At 33.5% G+C, this 20841-nt stretch carries 17 protein-coding genes; all 17 read left to right on the plus strand.

Annotated elements, in window-relative coordinates; all coding sequences use genetic code 11:
- The first annotated feature begins 118 nt into the window (after nt 1–118).
- The 17 genes from L6651_RS08540 (at nt 119) to L6651_RS08620 (ending at nt 20838) form a co-directional block, all read left to right on the plus strand.
- On the plus strand, nt 119–580 hold the full coding sequence (locus L6651_RS08540; RefSeq protein WP_237037502.1) for a CtsR family transcriptional regulator: 462 nt from the start codon (nt 119–121) through the stop codon (nt 578–580).
- A gap of 10 nt (nt 581–590) precedes the next feature.
- Nucleotides 591–1166, plus strand: coding sequence for a UvrB/UvrC motif-containing protein (locus tag L6651_RS08545; protein ID WP_237037503.1), 576 nt, complete (start codon nt 591–593; stop codon nt 1164–1166).
- Between the two features lie 18 nt (nt 1167–1184).
- On the plus strand, nt 1185–3638 hold the full coding sequence (locus tag L6651_RS08550; protein WP_237037504.1) for an ATP-dependent Clp protease ATP-binding subunit: 2454 nt from the start codon (nt 1185–1187) through the stop codon (nt 3636–3638).
- 456 nt (nt 3639–4094) lie between these two features.
- Nucleotides 4095–5768: an ATP-binding cassette domain-containing protein gene (locus L6651_RS08555; RefSeq protein ID WP_237037505.1), complete on the plus strand. Its 1674-nt coding sequence runs from the start codon at nt 4095–4097 to the stop codon at nt 5766–5768.
- On the plus strand, nt 5752–7377 hold the full coding sequence (locus L6651_RS08560; protein WP_237037506.1) for an ABC transporter ATP-binding protein: 1626 nt from the start codon (nt 5752–5754) through the stop codon (nt 7375–7377). Before L6651_RS08555 ends, L6651_RS08560 begins: the two co-directional genes overlap by 17 nt.
- A 132-nt stretch (nt 7378–7509) precedes the next feature.
- Nucleotides 7510–8874, plus strand: coding sequence for a DNA repair protein RadA (radA, locus tag L6651_RS08565; protein WP_237037507.1), 1365 nt, complete (start codon nt 7510–7512; stop codon nt 8872–8874).
- A 319-nt stretch (nt 8875–9193) separates the two neighbouring features.
- Entirely contained in the window at nt 9194–10174 is a 981-nt protein-coding gene (locus L6651_RS08570; RefSeq protein WP_237037508.1) for an ABC transporter substrate-binding protein, read from the plus strand.
- 7 nt (nt 10175–10181) lie between these two features.
- Nucleotides 10182–11051 carry an ABC transporter permease gene (locus L6651_RS08575; protein ID WP_237037509.1) on the plus strand — a complete coding sequence of 290 codons (870 nt, stop codon included), beginning with the start codon at nt 10182–10184 and terminating at the stop codon, nt 11049–11051.
- Nucleotides 11038–11811 (plus strand): ABC transporter ATP-binding protein, encoded by a 774-nt coding sequence (locus L6651_RS08580; RefSeq protein WP_237037510.1) that lies wholly within the window; start codon nt 11038–11040, stop codon nt 11809–11811. The genes L6651_RS08575 and L6651_RS08580 overlap by 14 nt, the downstream gene beginning before the upstream one ends.
- A 100-nt stretch (nt 11812–11911) precedes the next feature.
- Nucleotides 11912–13105, plus strand: coding sequence for an elongation factor Tu (gene tuf / locus L6651_RS08585; protein WP_237037511.1), 1194 nt, complete (start codon nt 11912–11914; stop codon nt 13103–13105).
- 684 nt (nt 13106–13789) lie between these two features.
- Nucleotides 13790–14734, plus strand: a complete 945-nt coding sequence (locus L6651_RS08590) for a DUF2232 domain-containing protein (RefSeq protein WP_237037512.1) — start codon at nt 13790–13792, stop codon at nt 14732–14734.
- Nucleotides 14721–16733, plus strand: coding sequence for a DHH family phosphoesterase (locus L6651_RS08595; protein ID WP_237037513.1), 2013 nt, complete (start codon nt 14721–14723; stop codon nt 16731–16733). Before L6651_RS08590 ends, L6651_RS08595 begins: the two co-directional genes overlap by 14 nt.
- Nucleotides 16711–17157, plus strand: a complete 447-nt coding sequence (gene rplI / locus L6651_RS08600) for a 50S ribosomal protein L9 (RefSeq protein ID WP_237037514.1) — start codon at nt 16711–16713, stop codon at nt 17155–17157. The genes L6651_RS08595 and rplI overlap by 23 nt, the downstream gene beginning before the upstream one ends.
- Complete coding sequence (dnaB, locus tag L6651_RS08605) at nt 17158–18519, plus strand: replicative DNA helicase (RefSeq protein WP_237037515.1); 1362 nt, start codon at nt 17158–17160, stop codon at nt 18517–18519.
- Nucleotides 18506–19120, plus strand: a complete 615-nt coding sequence (locus L6651_RS08610; protein WP_237037516.1) for a GNAT family N-acetyltransferase — start codon at nt 18506–18508, stop codon at nt 19118–19120. Before dnaB ends, L6651_RS08610 begins: the two co-directional genes overlap by 14 nt.
- Nucleotides 19110–19880: a DnaD domain protein gene (locus L6651_RS08615; protein ID WP_237037517.1), complete on the plus strand. Its 771-nt coding sequence runs from the start codon at nt 19110–19112 to the stop codon at nt 19878–19880. The genes L6651_RS08610 and L6651_RS08615 overlap by 11 nt, the downstream gene beginning before the upstream one ends.
- Complete coding sequence (locus L6651_RS08620) at nt 19873–20838, plus strand: ATP-binding protein (protein WP_237037518.1); 966 nt, start codon at nt 19873–19875, stop codon at nt 20836–20838. Before L6651_RS08615 ends, L6651_RS08620 begins: the two co-directional genes overlap by 8 nt.
- Nucleotides 20839–20841 lie beyond the last annotated feature (3 nt).

The following is a 20841-nucleotide window of genomic DNA, read 5'->3' on the forward strand; positions in this document are numbered from 1 at the left end:
TTTTTGAAACCATTTTATTTCTCATTATTGAAAATTTATCTCATTATGATATAATAAACATACAGAGAAATTTTTTTTATAAACTAGGTCAAAGAAAGTCAAAGTTAGGGGTGGAACCATGGCAGGATTAAGTAATTCAATAGAAAGTTTTTTAAAAGAATTACTCTCACAAACTGAAGATGGAATTTTGGAAATAGGTAGAAATGACTTGGCAAGTCAGTTTAACTGCGCTCCTTCTCAAATAAATTATGTACTAACAACAAGGTTTACTCCATACAAGGGATATTATATTGAGAGTAGACGAGGAGGAAGCGGGTATATAAAAATTACAAAGCTTGCTTTTAGTGAAGTTGGTTATATTGATGAGCTTATAAACGAAGTTATTGGCACTAGTATAACTAAGGACAAGGCCAATAGTATAGTGAAGAGTCTATACGAAGAAGAAGTACTAACTAAAAGAGAAGGCAGGCTTATTATACATGCACTTGAAGACACTGCACTTACAAATGTGGACAACAACATTAGAAATGTTGTACGTGCAGATTTACTTCGTAACATGCTCTTAGCTTTTCTAAGATAGGAGGTAACTTATGAAATGCGATAAATGTAATAATGAATCTACTTTTGAAATTCATTTTTATGATGGAGAAAAACATAGAGTGATGAATCTATGTAAGGATTGTTATTCAAAATATATGAATGAAATATTTCCGCAAGATGAAAACGGAATAGATTTTAGCAAGTTTAAAGATTTTATTAAGAGTGATGAAGGTCAAGCTATTACAGATCTTTTAAAGGAAGCTCTTAATGTGAAGATAAACTTCGACATTATGAATATGAAAAATAATAGAGAAGAGCAAAAGACCTTGGATAAATGTCCAAATTGTTTTAAAACTTTAGAAGATATACTTGAAGACAAAAAGTTTGGCTGTTCCGAATGTTACACAACATTTAAGGACAGGCTTGATGACGAATTTTTAAAGAATATGGCAAATGGTTCTGAAGCCAACGAAGAAGAAAATGTGGAGATTAAAATTCTCGTTAATAAGATAGAAAAAAAGGAAGAGGCTCTAAAAGATTCTATTGAAAAGGAAGACTTTGAAGGAGCTTGTGAACTTCGAGATGAAATAAATAAGCTTAAATCGGACTTGGAGAACTTAAAGTAGTCTAAGAAAGGAGCTATTATGGCGAAAAATTTTGGAAATGTTGAAAAGCTCTTGAGCAGAGCTGCCCAGGAAGCTTTTAATTTTAAACACGACTATATTGGTACGGAACATGTACTGCTTGCCTTTATGAAACTGGAAACAGAAGATACGGAAATTTTGGAAAGAGCTGGCGCGGTATATGAAAATTTATATAAAGTAATCTTACAGAGCATTGGAATAGGAAATTCTGTTTCAGTTCCAGAAACTCTAACACCAAGGGTTAAGAGGATGATGGAGAGTAGCAGAAACTTTGCAAGAAATGCAGGCTCAATATTTGTTGGAACGGAACATATTCTAATGGCCCTTGTTGATGACGATGACTCATTTTCATCATACATGATGAATGTGACTGGAGTTGACAAAGATTTAATCAGACAGGAGTTAAAGAAACACTTCTCCGACAAAAAAGAATCTAATCAACAGACTGGTCAAGGTAAAAAAAAGGAAAAGTCCTTGGTGGACAAGTTTACTAAAAATTTAAATGAACTTGCTAAAGAGGGCAAGATTGATCCAGTTGTTGGAAGGGACAAGGAGATAGAAAGATTAATTCAGGTTCTATTAAGAAGAACTAAAAATAATCCAGTGCTTATTGGAGAGCCTGGAGTAGGTAAAACTGCAATTGCAGAAGGTCTTGCTCAAAGGATTGTTGAGGGAGATATTCCTGAAATTATTAAGGATAAGGAGATTGTATCTCTTGACCTTGCAGGAATGGTTGCAGGAACCAAGTACAGAGGTGACTTTGAAGAGAGAATTAAGGGCGTAATCGAAGAGTTGATGAAAAAGGATGATATAATCCTATTCATTGACGAGTTCCACACTTTAATCGGCGCCGGAGGATCAGAGGGAGCCCTTGATGCGGCAAATATATTAAAGCCAAACCTAGCGAGAGGGGACTTACAAATCATCGGCGCAACAACCATTGATGAATATAGAAAGCATATTGAAAAGGACCAAGCCCTTGAAAGAAGACTTCAACCAATAGTTGTGGAACAACCTAGCATCGAAGAATCAAAGACCATCTTAAAGGGAATAAGGGATAAGTTTGAAGCCCATCATAAGGTTAAGATTACCGATGAATCAATAGATGCGGCGGTGGAACTTTCTGCAAGATATATTACAGACAGATTTTTACCGGATAAGGCAATAGATTTGATTGATGAAGCCTGCTCAAAGATAAGAATAAAAAATTATATTGCACCACCTGATATAAAAGACATGCAAGAAGAAGTTGATATGTTAAAGAGCAAAAAAGAACAGGCAGTATCAACTCAGGACTTTGAAAAAGCGGCTAAGCTTCGTGACGAAATTAGAGAAAAGAGAGAGACTCTAGAAAAAGTTCAAGAGGAGTGGAAGATGCAAAAGTCCACAAGAGACATGAGCATTGGCTTTGAAGACATTGCCATCATTGTTTCTGACTGGTCAAATGTACCAGTAACTTCCATGACCAAGGAAGAAAGCGAAAAATATTTGAACTTAGACAAGAATTTAAAGAAGATTGTAATTGGACAGGATGAAGCTATCGACTCCATTTCAAAAGCAATAAAGAGAGCAAGGGTTGGACTTAAAAATCCGGACAAGCCAATAGGATCCTTTATATTTGTGGGACCAACTGGAGTTGGTAAGACCTACTTGGCAAAGAGCCTTGCAAAGGAACTTTTTGGTGGCGAAGAGGCCATGATTAGAATCGATATGTCAGAGTATATGGAAAAATTCTCCGTATCAAGACTAATAGGTTCTCCTCCAGGATATGTTGGTTATGAAGAAGGTGGACAGTTAACGGAAGCAGTTAGAAGAAAGCCTTATTCAGTGGTACTATTTGACGAAATTGAAAAGGCACATCCCGATGTATTCAACACCCTTTTACAAGTGCTTGACGATGGTAGACTAACCGATTCACAGGGTAGAGTCATCGACTTTAAAAACACAATTTTAATAATGACATCAAATGTGGGGGCAAGTGACTTACAAAAGAAAAACAGTTTAGGATTCTCTTCTGGAGAAGATGTTGAAAAGGAAGAGTATGAAAGAAATAAAGAAATAATCAGTGAAGCACTTAAGAGAAACTTTAGACCAGAGTTCTTAAATAGACTTGACGAGACAATACTGTTTAAAAACCTTACTGAAAAAGATGTGGCAAAGGTGTCTTCAATTATGCTAGATGAAATGGCAGAAAGACTTCAAAAGCTAGACATCAGCGTGACATATGGAGATAGTCTTGTTAAATTTGTTGCCAAGGAAGGCTTTGACAAGGAGTATGGAGCAAGACCTCTTGAAAGAGTTATTAGAACAAAGATAGAGGACTCACTGGCAGAAGCGGTACTAAGTGGAGAAGTGAAAAAATCTGACTTAATTGAAATAAAAGTTGTTAAAGGCAAAATCAAATTTAATAAAAAAGAAGAACCAAAAGAGGATTTGGAAGAGATAACAGTTTAGAAAGAGGGCCATGGGCCTTCTTTTTTTGACTTTCTATTATAGAAAATTTTTTAGCTTTAGTATGGTAGTAACTTAAAATTAAAAAATAAATGAATATAAATTAATTTGACTTAACCAATTAACTATTGGTATTATGAATATAATATAAAAAAGAAAGTAGGATCATCATGTTAGAAATAATTAATAGAAATATATAAATTGTATTTCCGTTATGTGGTATGTGATTGGAGCATGTGGCATTGGAACAGATCCTACAGGTTTACATTAATAATTTTGATTTTAATAATGAAATTAATCATGATTTTAGATTTATATATAAATTTATTTTCTTGAGAAGAATAAAAAATAAAAATGCAAAATGGAAATATTACTAATTCAGATATGACAAATGCACAAATTAAGATTAGTAATACATGCAATTTAACGGTTTATTAGATAACATGGAGGCTATAATTAGTGGAAAAAATTAAATTTAATTTTAAAGATATTACTATTTTTTTCTTGGTTTCTATTATTTCAAATTTCTTAACAATAAGATTATCCTTTATTTCAGGAGATATTATTAATAAGATATATGACAAAACTTTAATGGATAATTTGCTAATTTATAGTATGAAGTTAATTTTAATTGTAGTTCTTGCCATGGGTAGCGTCACAATTAAAAATTCATATAGAGTATATTTAGTTAGCAACAAATCAGGAAAATATAGGACTATTTTATATAACAAGATATTAAACAAGAAACTTGGTGAGTTTAAGAAAAACGCTCCGTCATATTATCATAATTTATTATATAGTGATATTGAAACACTTAGGGGTAATTATTTAAATTCTAAACTATTAATGATGGACAGTGTGTTGCTGTTATTAGGGGCATCAATTTCCATAACCAACATACACTATGTATTTTTAATCATAGCAATTCTTTCTGCCTTTATTCCATATTTAATACCAAAGTTTTTTGAAGGTTATATGGATAGACAAAGAGTCGTAAATTCTAAGGCATCTGAGGATTATATTTCTTTTGTCAAAGAAGGAGTTTTAGGCGTTGAAACTATAAGAGATTATCATATAGAAGATAATTTTATAGAAGATTTTTCAAAATACAAAAATAATTTATTAGAAAGTGGAAATAAGTTGATGGATATTCAAAATTTAATTGTCGCATCATCCATATTTTCTGGATTTCTAATGTATGCAGTTATTTTGTCAAGTGGTGTACTCTTACATAATAGAGGTTTAATATCAATAGGTGCAATTTTTGTGGCTTCCCAACTTACAAACAGTATTAAATCTCCAGTTATTGATATTATTAATAACAAAATTTATATGAATTCAACTAAATCTATTAGGGAAAAATTATTAAGTGAATTAACCGAAGATAAAATCATAGAAAAAGACAAGAATTTTAGTTTTAAAGATAAGATTAGTATTGAGAATTTAAGTTTTTCCTATGATGGAGAAAATAGAATTTTAGAAGATGTAAATTTAGAAATTTACAAGAACAACAAATATCTTATCATAGGAGAAAGTGGTAGTGGAAAATCTACGTTTTTTAAAATATTAATGAAATGGATTGAAAATTTCTCAGGTAATATTTTTGTAGATAGTAAGAATACTAATGAAATAACAACGCAGGAATGGAATAAAGAATTTGTTCCTGTATTACAAGAAACTTATATTTTTGAAAAGTCGGTTGGATTTAATATTACATTTGAAGAAAATTATGATGAAAAAAGATTAGCAGAAGCTATAAAAACATCTGGTCTTTCAGATTTTGTATCAAAATTAGATAAGGGTATAAACACAGTCATTAAGGGAGATGGTTCAAATATTTCTGGGGGAGAGAAAAAGAGAATCGGTATTGCCAGAGCTTTGTATAAAAATGGAAATGTATTGCTAGTGGATGAACCTTTTTCGTCAATAGATAAAAAGACTCAAGAGCAAATTGAAAAAATGTTATTAAGTCTTGAAGACAAAACAATATTAAATATAAGCCACAGTTATGATGAAAATTTTATTAGACAATACGATTATGTAATACATTTTGAAAATGGAATAGTTAGAGTTTTTGATTCAAAAAGTTACTGTTTAAATGATAAGGACGATGCATATGATAAAAATAAGTAAAAAATCTAAATTGATTATTTTTTCAATGCTTTCTATTTTAATTTACACAGCATTAAATATTTACGTGGTTTTTTCCCTTAAAAACATATTAGATTTAGTGGAACTGAAAAACAATTTAATGTTTAAAAATTCTGTACTGAAAGCTTTAGTAATAATATTTCTTATGTCTCTTTCGTATTTTTTAAAAAGCTTTATGCAAAGGAGGTTAACTGCCTTTGAACTTGGAGAAATTTCAGAAGAAATTTATTCTGAAATTTTGAGGTCTGCAGAAGTTAATAATTCAGGAGAAACTATTTCATTTTTAACAAATGATTTAAATCTTGCAGTTTCATCTAAAATAAATATGTGCTTTTCTATAGCTGAAAATGGTGTTTTGCTTATTTTTGCAATTATAAGTTTATATTATTTAGACGTAAAAATAGCATCTATGGTTTTGGTTTTTTCCATAATCTTAAGTATTCTTCCAAAATTATTTAGTAAAGGACTAAGTATTAGAAGAGAGGTTCAAGTTAAGGATATAGGAGAAATGAATAACCAAATTTCTAATACCTTAAATGGCATAGAGACGATAAAATCTTATTCTATTGAAGATGTGTTGGTTAGGGATGCATATTCATTTATTGAAAAATCTGAAAAAAGTTTGTTTAAATATAGTAGATTTAGCCAAATAGCTAATAATTCTCTTTTTGGTATTACTTTTATCAGTCAAATTTTAGTAATAATATTTACGGCAATACTTATTTTAAAAGGTTATTTAAGCATAGGGGTAATTTTACTAATAGGACAATTAATGAGTTTTATTCAGGAACCTATATCGAATATTTTAAGTTCTAAAAACGAACTAAATGCAAATAGTGAGATATTTAAACAAATAGAAAAAATAAAAACTCAAGATAGAAGGTATGGAGACAAGGAAAAAAACAATTTAGAAAATTCTATAGTTTTAAATAATGTGTCATTCTCCTATGGGGAGCATCAAATATTTTCAAATGCAAACTTAATTTTTGAGAAGAATAAGAAATATGCAATATTAGGAAAATCTGGCACAGGTAAATCAACTTTATTTAAACTGTTGATAGGTGAATTAACTCCTACCCAAGGAGAGATTTTAATAGATGACATTAAAGTTAAAGATCTTAATAAAAAAGCTATTAATAACATCTTTCAAAAAGTTAGTCAGAATCTGTTCATGTTTTCTAATACTTTAAAATATAATATTTGTCTTTACGATTTTTATTCTGATGAAGAATATAAAAAAGCTCTAATTAATGCAAACATTTATGATAGAATTAATAGTCTTCCAGAAAAAAGCGATACCATATTTGCGGAATCAAAAATTACTTTATCTGGAGGAGAAAGACAAAGAATTCAATTAGCAAGAGCGTTACTTCGAGATAGTGATGTATTTTTATTTGATGAAATAACATCAAATTTAGATATTGAACATGCATTATCAGTAGAGAAAACAATTAACAGTTTGGATAAGACTGTTATCTCAATAAGACATAAGATAGATGAGAGTTTAAAATACTATGATGAAATATTGCTTTTAGAAAATGGAAGCCTGAAGAAAATATCTTATGAGGATGTATTAGAAAAAATATATTAATACATTTAGATAAAAAAGAAGAACCAAAAGAGGATTTGGAAGAAACAATAGTTTAGAAAGAGGGCCATGGGCCTTCTTTTTTTACCCTTTAATATTGTTCAATTATCTTATAGAATAAGAGGGAGGTGCTATATGAAGAAAAAGACAACTTTTAAATGTAATAAATGTGGATATGAAACGGTGTCATGGACTGGCAAATGCCCTTCGTGCGATACATGGGGTTCACTAAAGGAAGTTGAAACCTTTGAAGAAGTATCTGCAGGAAAAAAATTAAGTACAGAATATAAAAAGCCTTTAAAGTTAAAGGATGTTGAAATAGATAACTCAAAGAGAATTATAACAGGCTCAAATGAATTCAACCGTGTGCTTGGTGGGGGAATCGTTCGAGACTGTGTCACAATACTTACGGCAAGGCCTGGTGCGGGAAAGTCCACACTGTTTTTGGAACTGGCAAACGACCTTTCTAAAAAGGGTATTAAGACACTTTATATTTCCGGGGAGGAGTCGGTGTCACAAATAAAGTCTAGGGCAAATAGGATTATGGATGAAATTAGAGACAATATTTGGATTGTGTCAACAAACTCCATGGACAATGCACTATTATCCATTAGAGATATTGACCCAGATGTAATCTTTATTGACTCCATTCAAACCTTTACTCTGCAAGAGTATACATCAAGAGCAGGTTCTCCAATACAAACTGTTGAGTGCGCCAATGCATTGGTGGAAGTGGCAAAGAACAAGTCCAGGCCAAGGGCGGTGTTTATGATTGGACACATGACTAAAAATGACGAGATGGCAGGACTTAGAACACTGGAACATCTTGTTGACACTGTAATTTACCTCGAAGGGGAGTCTGACGAACCGCTAAGGGTTTTAATGGCAACCAAGAATAGATTTGGTCGAACTGGAGAGATTGGTCTATTTAATATGACTGAAGATGGAATTAAAGAGATTGAAAATATGGCGGACTTCTTTATAACAAAAAGAGAAAACCCTGCGCCGGGATCGGCACTGTCAATTATAAAAGAAGGCTCCAGGATGATGATTGTGGAGATTGAAGCACTGGTTTCAAAATCATTTGCTCCATACCCAACGAGAATTGGGGACAGTTTACGAAAGGATCAACTTAATACACTTATCTCTATTTTGGAAGAGAGGGGTGGCGTTTCCCTTTACGACAAAAATGTAATTATAAAAGTAACGGGAGGAATTAGACTTTCGGAACAGGCAGTAAACCTTGCAATCATTATGAGTATTCTTTCGGCTATGTACAACAAGCCAATACCACTGGGCACTGTGTTTGTGGCAGAAGTTGGACTTACAGGAGAATTAAAGAGGACACCGCAAATTGAACAAAGGCTTTTGGAACTGGATAGACTTGGATATAGCAAAGCGATTATATCTAACAGCCATGAAAATTTAAAGTCATTTGAAAACTTAAAAGTCATTCAATGTAATAATTTAAAAGAGGTAATGGGAAAAGTTTTTAATTAGTATTGACAAAAATGTTTTAATGCTGTATCATGATAAAAAACCGATGATAGAGAAGAGTATATGTAAAGATATTTGACAGCGAGTTGCCGTAGGTGGAAGGGCGATGAAATTATTTGCATAGAATGGTCTCTGGAGGGCAGAGGGAAAGGAAACGAGTACTAGCTGACGGGAGCCTCATCCGTTATCAACGAGGGGGATATTGTGGTGTTTCTAATTGTATCCTTGGAAGAACTTACGGGTGGTATAACAAATAACTTTTGTCCCTTTTGGGATGAAAGTTTTTTTTATGATTTCTTCCAAGAAAATATAGGAGGAAGAAATGAAGAAAATATTAGGAATTTTATTAAGTTTATTGGTATTAACATCTTGCAATCAAAATCAAAATGGTGGTGGAGATAAAAATTATTCCATTGGCATCAATCAATTTGCACAGCATCAGTCGCTAAACAACTGTAGAGAAGGACTTATTGAAGGCCTTAAGAGCGAAGGTATTGAAGAGGGAAAGAACTTGACCATCGACTATAACAACGCAGACGCGGATGTGTCAATTGCAAACCAAATCGGTCAAAAGTTAGCAAGTGGCAAAAATGATTTACTAGTTGCAATAGCAACTCCATCTGCCATGGCAACTTATAATGCGGCTATGGATAGTGATATACCAATGGTGTACACTGCCATTACAGATCCTGTGGAAGCAAAACTTGCAAATGAAGACAAAAGCCCAACGGGAAATGTAACTGGAACTTCAGACGAACTACCAGTGGAAGCACAACTTGCTACCATAAGAGAGATACTTCCAGAGGCAAAGAACCTTGGAATACTTTATACCAGCTCTGAGTCAAGTTCAATTTCAACTATAAAAATATATGAAAAGTATGCAAAGAACTATGGATTTAATTTAGTTGCACAGGCAGTTACTCAGTCTTCAGACATACCAATGGCAACTGATAATATTCTTTCAAAAGTTGATGTAATGACAAATATTTTAGACAACAATGTGGTAAACTCACTTCCATTAATACTGGACAAGGCAAATGAAAAGAAGATTCCAGTATTTGGATCAGAGATAGAGCAGGTTAAACTTGGTTGTATTGCAGCGGAAGGCATAGACTATTTGGAACTTGGAAAGCAAACTGGAATTATGGCGGCAAAGGTACTTAAAGGGGAAATAAAAGCGTCAGAGACAAAGTATGAAATTTTCAAAAACCCAAATCTATATATAAATAAATCTACTTTTGAAAAGCTTGGTATAGAGCTTACAGAAGAGATTGAACAAAGAGCAGTAGAAAGTTTTCAGTAGGTGAATGATGAATATATTACTTGGAATTTTAGAACAGGGACTAATCTTCGGAATAATGTCCTTGGGAATTTATATAACATATGAAATATTAGACTTTCCAGACCTTTCAGTGGACGGGACCTTTCCGCTGGGAGCTGCCATATCCACCTATTTTATTTTAAATGGATTTAGTGGAGTTGTTTCAGTTTTAATGGCAATTGTGGCAGGAGCCTTAGCAGGTTTTATAACTGCCATAATAAATGTAAAACTAAAAGTACAAGATTTACTTTCAGGAATAATTGTAATGACGGGGCTATACACCATAAATTTATTTGTTGCAGGAAAGTCTAATGTAGCAATATTTAACGAAAAGACAATTTTTAACAACGACTTTGTAAACAATTTAAAGTTTTCAGGGCAATATAAAAGGCTATTAATTTTATTTTTAATAGCAGCAGTTTTTAAAATATTTTTGGACCTTTATTTAAATACAAAGTCAGGATATTTACTAAAGACCACTGGGAACAACCAAACACTTGTAATACTTTTAGGAAAGGACCCGGGAAATATAAAAATACTTGGCCTTTCCATGGCAAATGCCCTTGTATGTGGGGCAGGAGCCATAATGATGCAGCACCAAAGATTTTTTGAAATCTCTATGGGAACAGGGACAATGATTATAGGCCTTGCATCAGTTATACTTGGAATAAAATTATTTAAAAAGTTTCCACTTAAGGACAGTAGCAAAGTTATCCTTGGCGCTATAATCTATCGTGGAATAATTGGGATAGCCATAATGATAGGCCTTTCACCAAATAGTTTAAAACTTATTACGGCGATTATTTTCCTAATAATACTACTAATGAGCAGAAGGGGTGAAGAAGATGTTAGAGCTTAATCACATATATAAGACTTTTAACAAAAACAAAAACCCCAACGAACTATTTAACGACCTTAACTTGAAAGTAGATACGGGAGAATTTGTAACGGTTATTGGAAGTAACGGATCAGGAAAGAGTACAATATTAAATTTAATCTGTGGTAACACCTTGCCCGACTCGGGAGAAATTATTTTTAATGGAAAAGACTTAACAAAGGAAAAGGAGTACAAGAGATATAGACAAATTGGAAGGGTGTTTCAAAACCCTGCACTAGGAAACTGCTCCAATATGACTGTACTTGAAAATTTAATGCTTGCAGAAAATAAAAACAAAGCATGGAATTTAAAAAAGATGAAGGACAGTTCCAGAGAAAAGTTTGTGGAGATGTTAAAGCCACTGGGACTTGGTCTAGAAAACAAAATGGACAGTACTATAAACGACCTCTCTGGAGGGCAGAGACAGGCGGTGTCACTTCTTATGACCACACTATCAGACATTGAGCTACTTGTGCTTGACGAACACACTGCTGCCCTAGATCCAAAGACAGGGGAGAAGGTAATGCAGATAACTAAAAAAATAGTTGAAGAGAGAAACCTTACGACAATTATGGTAACCCACAACCTGGAGCATGCCCTAGCATATGGAAATAGAATTATTATGCTTCATGAGGGGGAAATAATTTTAGACCTGTCGGGAGAAGAAAAAGAAAATACAAAAATGGATGACATATTAAATCTATTCAATCAGATATCAATTAGACGAGGAAACTCAATTTAGATGGAAATTTGCGATTTTATCATAGATTTATGCGCTTAAAGTTGATTATTTTTCAAGTCTATATTAGAATAAAAGAAAAAGAACCAATAAGGGGGAAAAAATGGGAAAAGAAAAATTTGAGAGAACCAAACCGCATGTTAACATAGGAACAATAGGACACGTTGACCACGGTAAAACAACATTAACAGCAGCAATCACACATGTATTAAACAAGAGATTCGGATCAGGAGAATTCGTTGACTATGCAAACATAGACAAGGCTCCAGAAGAAAGAGAAAGAGGAATCACAATCTCAACATCTCACGTAGAATACGAAACAGACGCTAGACACTATGCACACGTTGACTGTCCAGGTCACGCTGACTACGTAAAGAACATGATTACAGGAGCAGCACAAATGGACGGAGCAATACTAGTAGTATCAGCAGCAGACGGTCCAATGCCACAAACAAGAGAACACATTCTACTAGGAAGACAAGTAGGAATTCCAAAGATAATAGTATTCCTAAACAAAGAAGACCAAGTAGATGACCCAGAACTAATCGAATTAGTAGAAATGGAAGTTAGAGACCTACTAAACGAATACGACTACGACGGAGACAACACACCAATCGTAGTAGGATCAGCACTAAAAGCATTAGAAGAACCAGACGGAGAATGGGGAGATAAGATCGTTGAACTAATGAAAGAAGTAGACGAATACATCCCACAACCAGAAAGAGACACAGACCTACCATTCCTAATGCCAGTAGAAGACATCTTCTCAATCACAGGAAGAGGAACAGTAGCAACAGGAAGAATCGAAAGAGGAACCCTAAAAGTTGGAGACAACGTAGAAATCGTAGGACTAACAGAAGAAAAGAGAACAGTAGTAGTAACAGGAGTAGAAATGTTCAAGAAGCTTCTAGAACAAGCAGAAGCAGGAGATAACATCGGAGCACTACTAAGAGGAGTTCAAAGAGAAGAAATCGAAAGAGGACAAGTATTAGCAGCTCCAGGAACAATTCACCCACACACAAAGTTCGAAGCAGAAGTGTACGTATTAACAAAAGATGAAGGTGGAAGACATACACCATTCTTCTCAGGATACAGACCACAATTCTTCTTCAGAACAACAGACGTAACAGGAGATATTCAATTAGAAGAAGGCGTAGAAATGGTAATGCCAGGAGATAACGCAAAATTCACAATCGAATTAATCACACCTATCGCTATAGAAGAAGGACTACGTTTTGCAATCAGAGAAGGTGGTAGAACAGTAGGAGCAGGTGTTGTTACAAAAATTCTTGGATAATTAAATTTAGAGAGAGTCCCTATGGGGCTCTTTTTTTAATCTACAACTCAAGATATAAATTTAATTAATCTTGGGTTGTAGATTAATCGAGCACTCAGCCCCCTGATTGATTTAATATTTTGTATATAATTAAAATTTGAAAGTATGATAAACTTTGATTTCAAAACTGAGTGCTTGATGTTTTTAATTTTGTCAAGCACTCAACTTGTTAGGCTAAAATTGATTGTTACCACAATGTATACTTAATTGGAACATTTATTTTCAAGTAGGGGGTTGAGTGCTCGAAGTGCTTGGTATTCTGAAGGGAACTCAGCCCCCTGATTGATTTAACATTCTGTATATAATTAAAATTTGAAAGTATAACAAACTTAAATTTTAGAACTGAGTGCTTGATATTTTTAATTTTGTCAAGCACTCAAATTGTTAGGCTAAAAATGATTGTTATAACAATGTATACTTAATTAGAACATTTATTTTCAAGTAGGGGGTTGAGTGCTCGACTTAGTTTTCTTAAGGAAAATCAGCCCCCTGATTGATTTAACATTCCGTATATAATTAAACTTTGTAAGTATAACAAACTTAAATTTTAAAACTGAGTGCTCGACTCCAATTTTTGCAACTTATTCCCACTATGTTGTATAATAGTAAGGAGTTATGGAGGTGTGAACTATCGAAAATAAAGATATGATTCCGACGAACCTGGAACTTTTAGTTTCAGTACTAAGATCAATTACATTTGGGATTATTGGAACAATTTTTCCAGTGGTTTCATTTTTAATTTTCTTTATGCCTTCTCCTGCCATATGGCTTGGAGTTAAGAGAGGCGTAACTAAGGCACTACTATCCACACTTATAGTTTCTTTAGCTATGGGACTCATAGGTGGATTTACTTTTATGGCTATGTACTTATTCGTAGCAATACCAATAGTATTTATAACCATCACTTTAATTAAAGAAGAGAAAGAGAGCTATAAGATTATAGCCATTAATATGCTGGCAATAGTAATAATGGCAGTTGTATTTTTTATAAATTTCAAATACATTATGAAGATTGATGTAATTGCTGCTATATCCAAATCAATTGACACAGCTGCAAATGACTTTATAAAGATTATAGAAGAAAGAGGTATGCCCAACATTGCAATGAGCAAGGGAGAAATTCTAAAACTTGTTGATTTAATTAAACTTACTCTACCAGGTTCTTCTATAATATGTGCAATATCATTTGTGTTTTTGTCTTATATATATGCACTGAATATGCTTAGAAGAGACAATTACAATGTGAAGCATAGACTTAGATTTATCGACATAAGAATGCCGAAGAAAAGTCTTATTTTAATATTTGTAGCGGGGACTGTTTTAGCCTTGCTATATGCTTTAAAAGCACAATATTTTGATATAATCTTTATAAACACCGTTTCAGTAATAGGATTTTTATATATGATGGCAGGCATATTTACAATAGACTACTACTTTATAAACAAGATGCCAAGGGCCCTTCGTTTTATAATTCCGATGCTTGTAATAATTTTATTTTACGGCTCCTATTTGTATATGTTAGTTGGGCTATTGGATAGTTTTGTTAATTTCAGAAGGAGATTTGAGAGGGTAGAAAATGAAAAAATTTAATATTTTTAACTTAGGTGAATTGATACCTTTTTATATCTTTTTAGTTATACTTTCAGGTATTCTTTTTTACTACAATAAGATAATCGGTGTAATAGCCCTTATCGTTACAGCTTTTTTATTGATATATGAAATAAGAAATCTTTCTGACAAAGAAGAGCAACTTGAAAATTATATGGAAAACTTCAACGACAAATTTGATGAGATAACGAGAAGAGCAATTTTTTCAATGCCTTTTCCACTTGCTATCTTAAACCATGAAGGAAAGATTATTTGGCATAACACCAACTTAAAGACCATGGTTGACGAAGAGGAGCCGGTGCTAAATCTCTTTGTGAATGAAGTCTTTCCAGAAGTGGATGTAGAAAAACTTCCAGAGGACAATGACTATTTAAATATCGACTATAAGAACAAGAGCTACAAGCTATATGTAAATACCTTTGAAGATAAAAGGCATGAAAAGAATATTTTAATCTATATAGTTGAAAGTACTAAGGAAAAGAATTTAGAAAATCTTCTTTTAGATGAATCAATAGCTGTAATTAATCTAAATGTTGATAATTATGACGAGTTAATTGAAAATACCGATAGCTCCAATATACCAATGGTAAGGGCAAAGATTGACAATGTTATAAATAACTTTGCAAACGATCATGAAGGCTTTTCAATTAAGTATGAGCAAGAAGACTATACCATTATAATGTCCTACGAAAACCTATTAAAGGCCATAAAAGGAAAGTTTTATTTACTGGACGATGTTAGGGAGATTGAAGAGGGAAACAGAATTGCAGCAACACTAAGTATTGGTGTTGGAACTTTGGAAGAAAGTCCCCTTGAAGCATATAAATCTGCCAGGGCATGTTTGAATGTTGCCCTTGGACGTGGTGGAGACCAAGCTGTTGTTAAGCTTGAAGACCACTATGAATATTTTGGTGGAAAGAATCAATCTGTTACTAAAAACTCAACTGTTAAGGCTAGGGTTATGGCAAATGGTATAATAAAGCTACTTGAAAGATCAGGAGATGTTCTTATAATGGGCCATAGAAATCCCGATATGGACTCCCTTGGATCATGTCTAGGAGTAATGGAACTTGCAAAGAGAATGGACAAAAATTTCTATATAGTTCTAGACAGAGTAACTCCTGCAATTGAAAAGATATATAATGCACTTCTATCAGACTATCCGAAATCTGAAGACTTTGATATAAAGGATATATTTATTAAGCCAAATGACGCTGTAAATATATGTAAAAAGGAAACTGTAGTTGTGGTTTTAGATCACCACAACAAGTACAGTTCTGAAGCGCCGGGCCTTTTAGAAATTTCAAAAAATATAATTCTTATTGACCACCATAGAAGAGGTTCTGACTATATTGACAATGCAATATTAACTTACCTAGAACCCCATGCATCTTCAACTTCAGAATTAATAACAGAGATTTTATTCTATTCAACAGATAGACTTAAAATTCCAAGAGTTATTGCTGAAGGACTGCTTGCAGGAATAACGGTGGATACAAAGAATTTTATACTTCAAACAGGAGTTAGAACATTTGAAGCCGCATCCATATTAAAGAGACAGGGTGCAGATAGCATTAGAGTAAGACAGTTATTTAGAAATGATATAGAAACTGTTAAACACAAGGGAGAAGTTGTATATAATTCCGAGATTTATAAAGACAAAATTGCCATCGGAACACTAGAGCAAGATTCAGACGACAACATACTAATTGCAGCGCAAGCCGCAGATGAGCTACTGAACATGAATAATATTGAAGCGGCATTTGTACTTACAAATGTTAAAAATAAAATTCATATTTCAGGGCGTAGTCTTGGAGAGATATCCGTACAGTTGATTCTTGAAAAGCTTGATGGTGGTGGCCACTTGACAGCGGCGGGAACTCAAATGGAAATCTCCATGGATGAAGCGATTAGAGAGTTAAAACAAGTAATAGACGAATATTTACAGGAGGACAAAGATGAAAGTAATACTGATAGATGATGTTAAAAAACTTGGGAAAAAAGGTGAGCTAGTTAATACTAAAACTGGTTACGCTAGAAACTTTTTATTTCCAAACAACTTAGCAATAGAAGCTACAAAGGAAAACTTAGCTAACTGGGAAGAAGAACAAAAGAAAATTGAAGCTAAGAAGGAAGCTGACAGACAAGAAGCTTTAAAATTAAAGGAAGAACTTGAAAAATCCCAAGTTACAATCAAAGCTAAAGCTGGCGAAGGTGACAAACTTTTTGGTGCGGTTACTGCCATGGACATCTCTAAGGCTTTGAGAGAACAAAAGGGTATACAAATTGACAGAAAGAAGATTGAACTTAAGGAAAATATCAAAAATATTTGTGTAGTTAAGGTTCCTGTAAAGCTTTATTATGAAGTAACTGCCGATTTAAAAGTGGAGGTTGTAAAAGCGTAAATGGAAGGAAATTTGGAAAGCAAAATATTTCCAAATGACATAAATGCTGAGATGTCCGTTTTAGGGTCTATGATTTTGGATAAACATGCCATAGATACTGCAACGGGCATTTTAAAATATGATGACTTTTATGCAGGAAAAAATGCAGAAGTCTTTAGAGGTGTAATCAACCTTTATGAAAAAGGGGAACAAATTGACTTTATCACCCTTTCTGACGAGCTTAAGAAGGAAGGAAAGCTTGATTTTGTCGGTGGCATAGAGTACCTTATGACACTTACTGAAATGGTACCAGGTCCAACTAATGTGGAAGCCTATGCGAAGATTGTTCACGAAAAGGCAACCCTTAGGTATTTGATTAGAACCTCTGATGAAGTTATGAAGATGTCATATGGAAACAAAGAAGCTATGGAAGTGTTGGAGTTTGCGGAAAGCTCCATCTATAAGTTGAGCCAGTCCAATTCGAAGTCAGATCTTGAAAAGATTTCCCATCTACTGGGAAAAACTTTGGATCAAATAAATGAAATGAGTTTAAGAGAAGGCGGAATAACAGGAATTACTACGGGACTAACGGATCTAGACAAGCAATTGTCTGGTTTTCAAAAGTCAGACCTTGTACTTATTGCTGCAAGGCCGTCCATGGGTAAGTCCACACTGGCATTAAACATGGCACTATCCGCTGCACTTGAACAAAAGTCCGTTGCTATTTTCTCGCTAGAAATGAGCAAGATGCAGTTAACACAAAGATTTTTATCACAGTTGTCACATATAAATCTTCAAGATATTATCAGCGGAAAGATTCCAGAAGAGTCCTTTGAACAACTTGGTCAGGCCATAAATATTTTGGAAGATGCACCTATATATATAGACGACACTTCAAGTATATCTTTAACAGAACTTCGTTCAAAGGCTAGAAGGCTTTCATCTAAAGAGGGTCTGGACATATTATTTATAGACTACTTACAACTTATGACCGATGGTTCAGGTAGAGGAGAAAATAGACAACAGGAAATTTCAAATATATCCCGTGGCCTAAAGGGCCTTGCAAAGGAATTGAACTGTCCTGTTATAGCTTTGTCACAGCTTTCAAGAGCCGTTGAACAGAGGTCCGACAAAAGACCAATGCTTTCAGACATGAGGGAGTCGGGGGCAATCGAGCAAGACGCGGACATAGTTATGATGATTTATAGGGACGACTATTACAATCCTGAAACCACCGACAGACCAAATATAACTGATTTAATAATTGCAAAACATAGAAATGGTCCTACAGGATCAATTCAAATGTACTTCAATAAGGAACATTCTAAATTTACCGACGTAGAGTTTGACTTTAATGACAATGGAAGTTATGGACAGGAATAATATTATAATCAAAGACGATGATTTGGTTATTGATAAATTTACCCTTGAAGATGCCTTTTCAATGAGTAATTGGGATAACCATGACAACGAACTCTTTATTGACTACAATTTTAATGGCAATAACGAAAGCTATCTAACCCTTTGGTACCATTCAAAGAGAATTGGCTTTCAAAATAAGTATTATGGCGTAAATTTAAATGAAGAACTCATAGGTTATATTGCAATAAAGGAAATTAAATTTTTCAAAAAGACTGCTATTTTAGGTATTGTTTTTAATCCAAAGTACTCTTCCATGGGTCTTGGATATAGGTCAATGAGACTGTTTTTAGACTATTATTTTTACGAGTTAAACATGAAAGAGTTAACACTTGATGTAAATCAGTTTAACTACAGGGCCATTAATCTTTATAAAAAACTTGGATTTGTGTACAAGTACGCATACCTAGGTCTTTTTGAAAATCAGAATATAGATTTTACAAACCCTTTTTATGCACAGTTTAAGGATGATTTTGTTATAGATAAAGGGCGTATCTACTCTATAATTCACTTCATGACTTTAAACAAAATAGATTACGAAAGGAGTTGTAAAGATGACTTTTAACATTGACGAATTTAATATAGATTTAGGAGAAACCTCAATTGAAAATCTGTTTTTAGATTTATTTATGCCTTTAGCATCGGGGGATGATGTTAAGGTGTATCTATACCTATATAGACAGGTTACAAAAGAGGGCAATGGTTTTAAATTTGATAAAAATATAATTTCCAGAGACTTAAATATGTCCGTTGATGAAATAGATTTAAGCATAAGGCACTGGCTTGAAGAGGGAATTATAAAAAGAGAATTAAAACCAGGAACTAAGGAATACTCCTACTCCTTCTTATCCATAAGGGAGCTACAACTGGGACAAAAATCATTTTATGAGTATGACCAAAGGGACGACAATCCAAAGAGCTTCAACGAAAATGTAGAACTGTTCAACTGGATTGAAGAATTTTTAAGTATTCCCCTTGGTGCAAGTACGATTATGGAAATAACAGAGTTTCAACAGGAGACTGGAATTGAGTCGGAGCTTATAAAAAAAGCATTTCAATACTCCTTTGATAAGAGAGAAAAGAAAAATCCAAACTATGTAATGGGGATTTTGAAAAACTGGGTTGTGGACGGAATAAAAACAGTTGAAGACTACAACAAGATGATAGAAGAAGAAAAGACTCGAAAAGACAATATGAAAAAGAGAAGATCCTATTACAGACCTTCAGACAGCGACAAGGCAAACAAAGAAGTGGAACAAAGTCCTGAAATGGAAAACCTAATCAAGAAACTGAGAGAGAAAAAAAGGAACTTAAGTGATGAATGAATACGATAGAGCGGGAAAAATTTTAGAACAGAGAAGACTTCGTGGAGCCTTGCTTCAAGAAGAGAGAATAAAAGAAGTTTCTGAAAAAATCCCCGAATACGATTACTTAACAAAAAAAATCAGTCAACTTAATATAAAATATCTCTACGAGATGAGAAGTCCATCAAAGGAAAAAGTTCAAGATATTTTAGATGAAATAGAATCACTAAAAGAAGAAAGGGACAATCTCCTAGTTAAGAATGGATTTCCAAAGGACTACACCGAAAGAAAATACTTTTGCAATATTTGCAAGGACGAAGGCCATGTTAATGGAACAATTTGCAAATGTAAAAAAGATTTGGTGGTAAAGGAAAAAATAAAATCATCTTCACTTCATTCTGGAGTTAAAGAGGAGAACTTTGAAAACTTTAACTTTGAAATTTTTTCCGATGAAAAGGAAGAAAATAAACCATTAAGTCCGAGGGACCTTGCAAAGTTTTACTATGAAGAATTTAAAGAGTACTGCGAAAACTTTTCAAAAGACTCACGCTCGCTATTTATTTCAGGGCCAGTGGGTACGGGTAAGACCTATTTTTGTAACTGCATTTCTTATGAACTAGTTAAGAAAAATGTTAACGTGGTCTACTTAACTGCGCCAGACCTAATGAAGAGGCTTAGAAATTATAATTTAGGATCATTTGAATTTGAAGAGCAGTACAGACAGGACTATGACCTTATTGTGGACTCAGATCTTTTAATAATTGACGACTTAGGGTCAGAACAAGTTAGTCAGTACAATATGGCAAGTCTTTTCAACCTTATTAACGAAAGACTTATAAGAAAAAAACCGGTCATAATCTCAACCAATGTTTCATTTAACGACATAAGAGATTTATATGATGAAAGAATTTACTCAAGACTAAAGTCATACGAACTATGTACCATGTATGGCGATGACTTGAGAGACAGGGTATATTAGTCC

It is taken from the genome of Mediannikoviicoccus vaginalis (assembly GCF_928097925.1).
In the GTDB taxonomy this organism is placed as follows: domain Bacteria; phylum Bacillota; class Clostridia; order Tissierellales; family Peptoniphilaceae; genus Mediannikoviicoccus; species Mediannikoviicoccus vaginalis.

Bases quoted from the DNA above. Each gene is read 5' to 3' on its own strand.
- L6651_RS08540 (WP_237037502.1), top strand. From the start codon at position 119: ATGGCAGGATTAAGTAATTCAATAGAAAGTTTTTTAAAAGAATTACTC.
- L6651_RS08545 (WP_237037503.1), top strand. From the start codon at position 591: ATGAAATGCGATAAATGTAATAATGAATCTACTTTTGAAATTCATTTT.
- L6651_RS08550 (WP_237037504.1), top strand. From the start codon at position 1,185: ATGGCGAAAAATTTTGGAAATGTTGAAAAGCTCTTGAGCAGAGCTGCC.
- L6651_RS08560 (WP_237037506.1), top strand. From the start codon at position 5,752: ATGATAAAAATAAGTAAAAAATCTAAATTGATTATTTTTTCAATGCTT.
- radA (WP_237037507.1), top strand. From the start codon at position 7,510: ATGAAGAAAAAGACAACTTTTAAATGTAATAAATGTGGATATGAAACG.
- L6651_RS08570 (WP_237037508.1), top strand. From the start codon at position 9,194: ATGAAGAAAATATTAGGAATTTTATTAAGTTTATTGGTATTAACATCT.
- L6651_RS08575 (WP_237037509.1), top strand. From the start codon at position 10,182: ATGAATATATTACTTGGAATTTTAGAACAGGGACTAATCTTCGGAATA.
- L6651_RS08580 (WP_237037510.1), top strand. From the start codon at position 11,038: ATGTTAGAGCTTAATCACATATATAAGACTTTTAACAAAAACAAAAAC.
- tuf (WP_237037511.1), top strand. From the start codon at position 11,912: ATGGGAAAAGAAAAATTTGAGAGAACCAAACCGCATGTTAACATAGGA.
- L6651_RS08590 (WP_237037512.1), top strand. From the start codon at position 13,790: ATGATTCCGACGAACCTGGAACTTTTAGTTTCAGTACTAAGATCAATT.
- L6651_RS08595 (WP_237037513.1), top strand. From the start codon at position 14,721: ATGAAAAAATTTAATATTTTTAACTTAGGTGAATTGATACCTTTTTAT.
- rplI (WP_237037514.1), top strand. From the start codon at position 16,711: ATGAAAGTAATACTGATAGATGATGTTAAAAAACTTGGGAAAAAAGGT.
- dnaB (WP_237037515.1), top strand. From the start codon at position 17,158: ATGGAAGGAAATTTGGAAAGCAAAATATTTCCAAATGACATAAATGCT.
- L6651_RS08610 (WP_237037516.1), top strand. From the start codon at position 18,506: ATGGACAGGAATAATATTATAATCAAAGACGATGATTTGGTTATTGAT.
- L6651_RS08615 (WP_237037517.1), top strand. From the start codon at position 19,110: ATGACTTTTAACATTGACGAATTTAATATAGATTTAGGAGAAACCTCA.
- L6651_RS08620 (WP_237037518.1), top strand. From the start codon at position 19,873: ATGAATGAATACGATAGAGCGGGAAAAATTTTAGAACAGAGAAGACTT.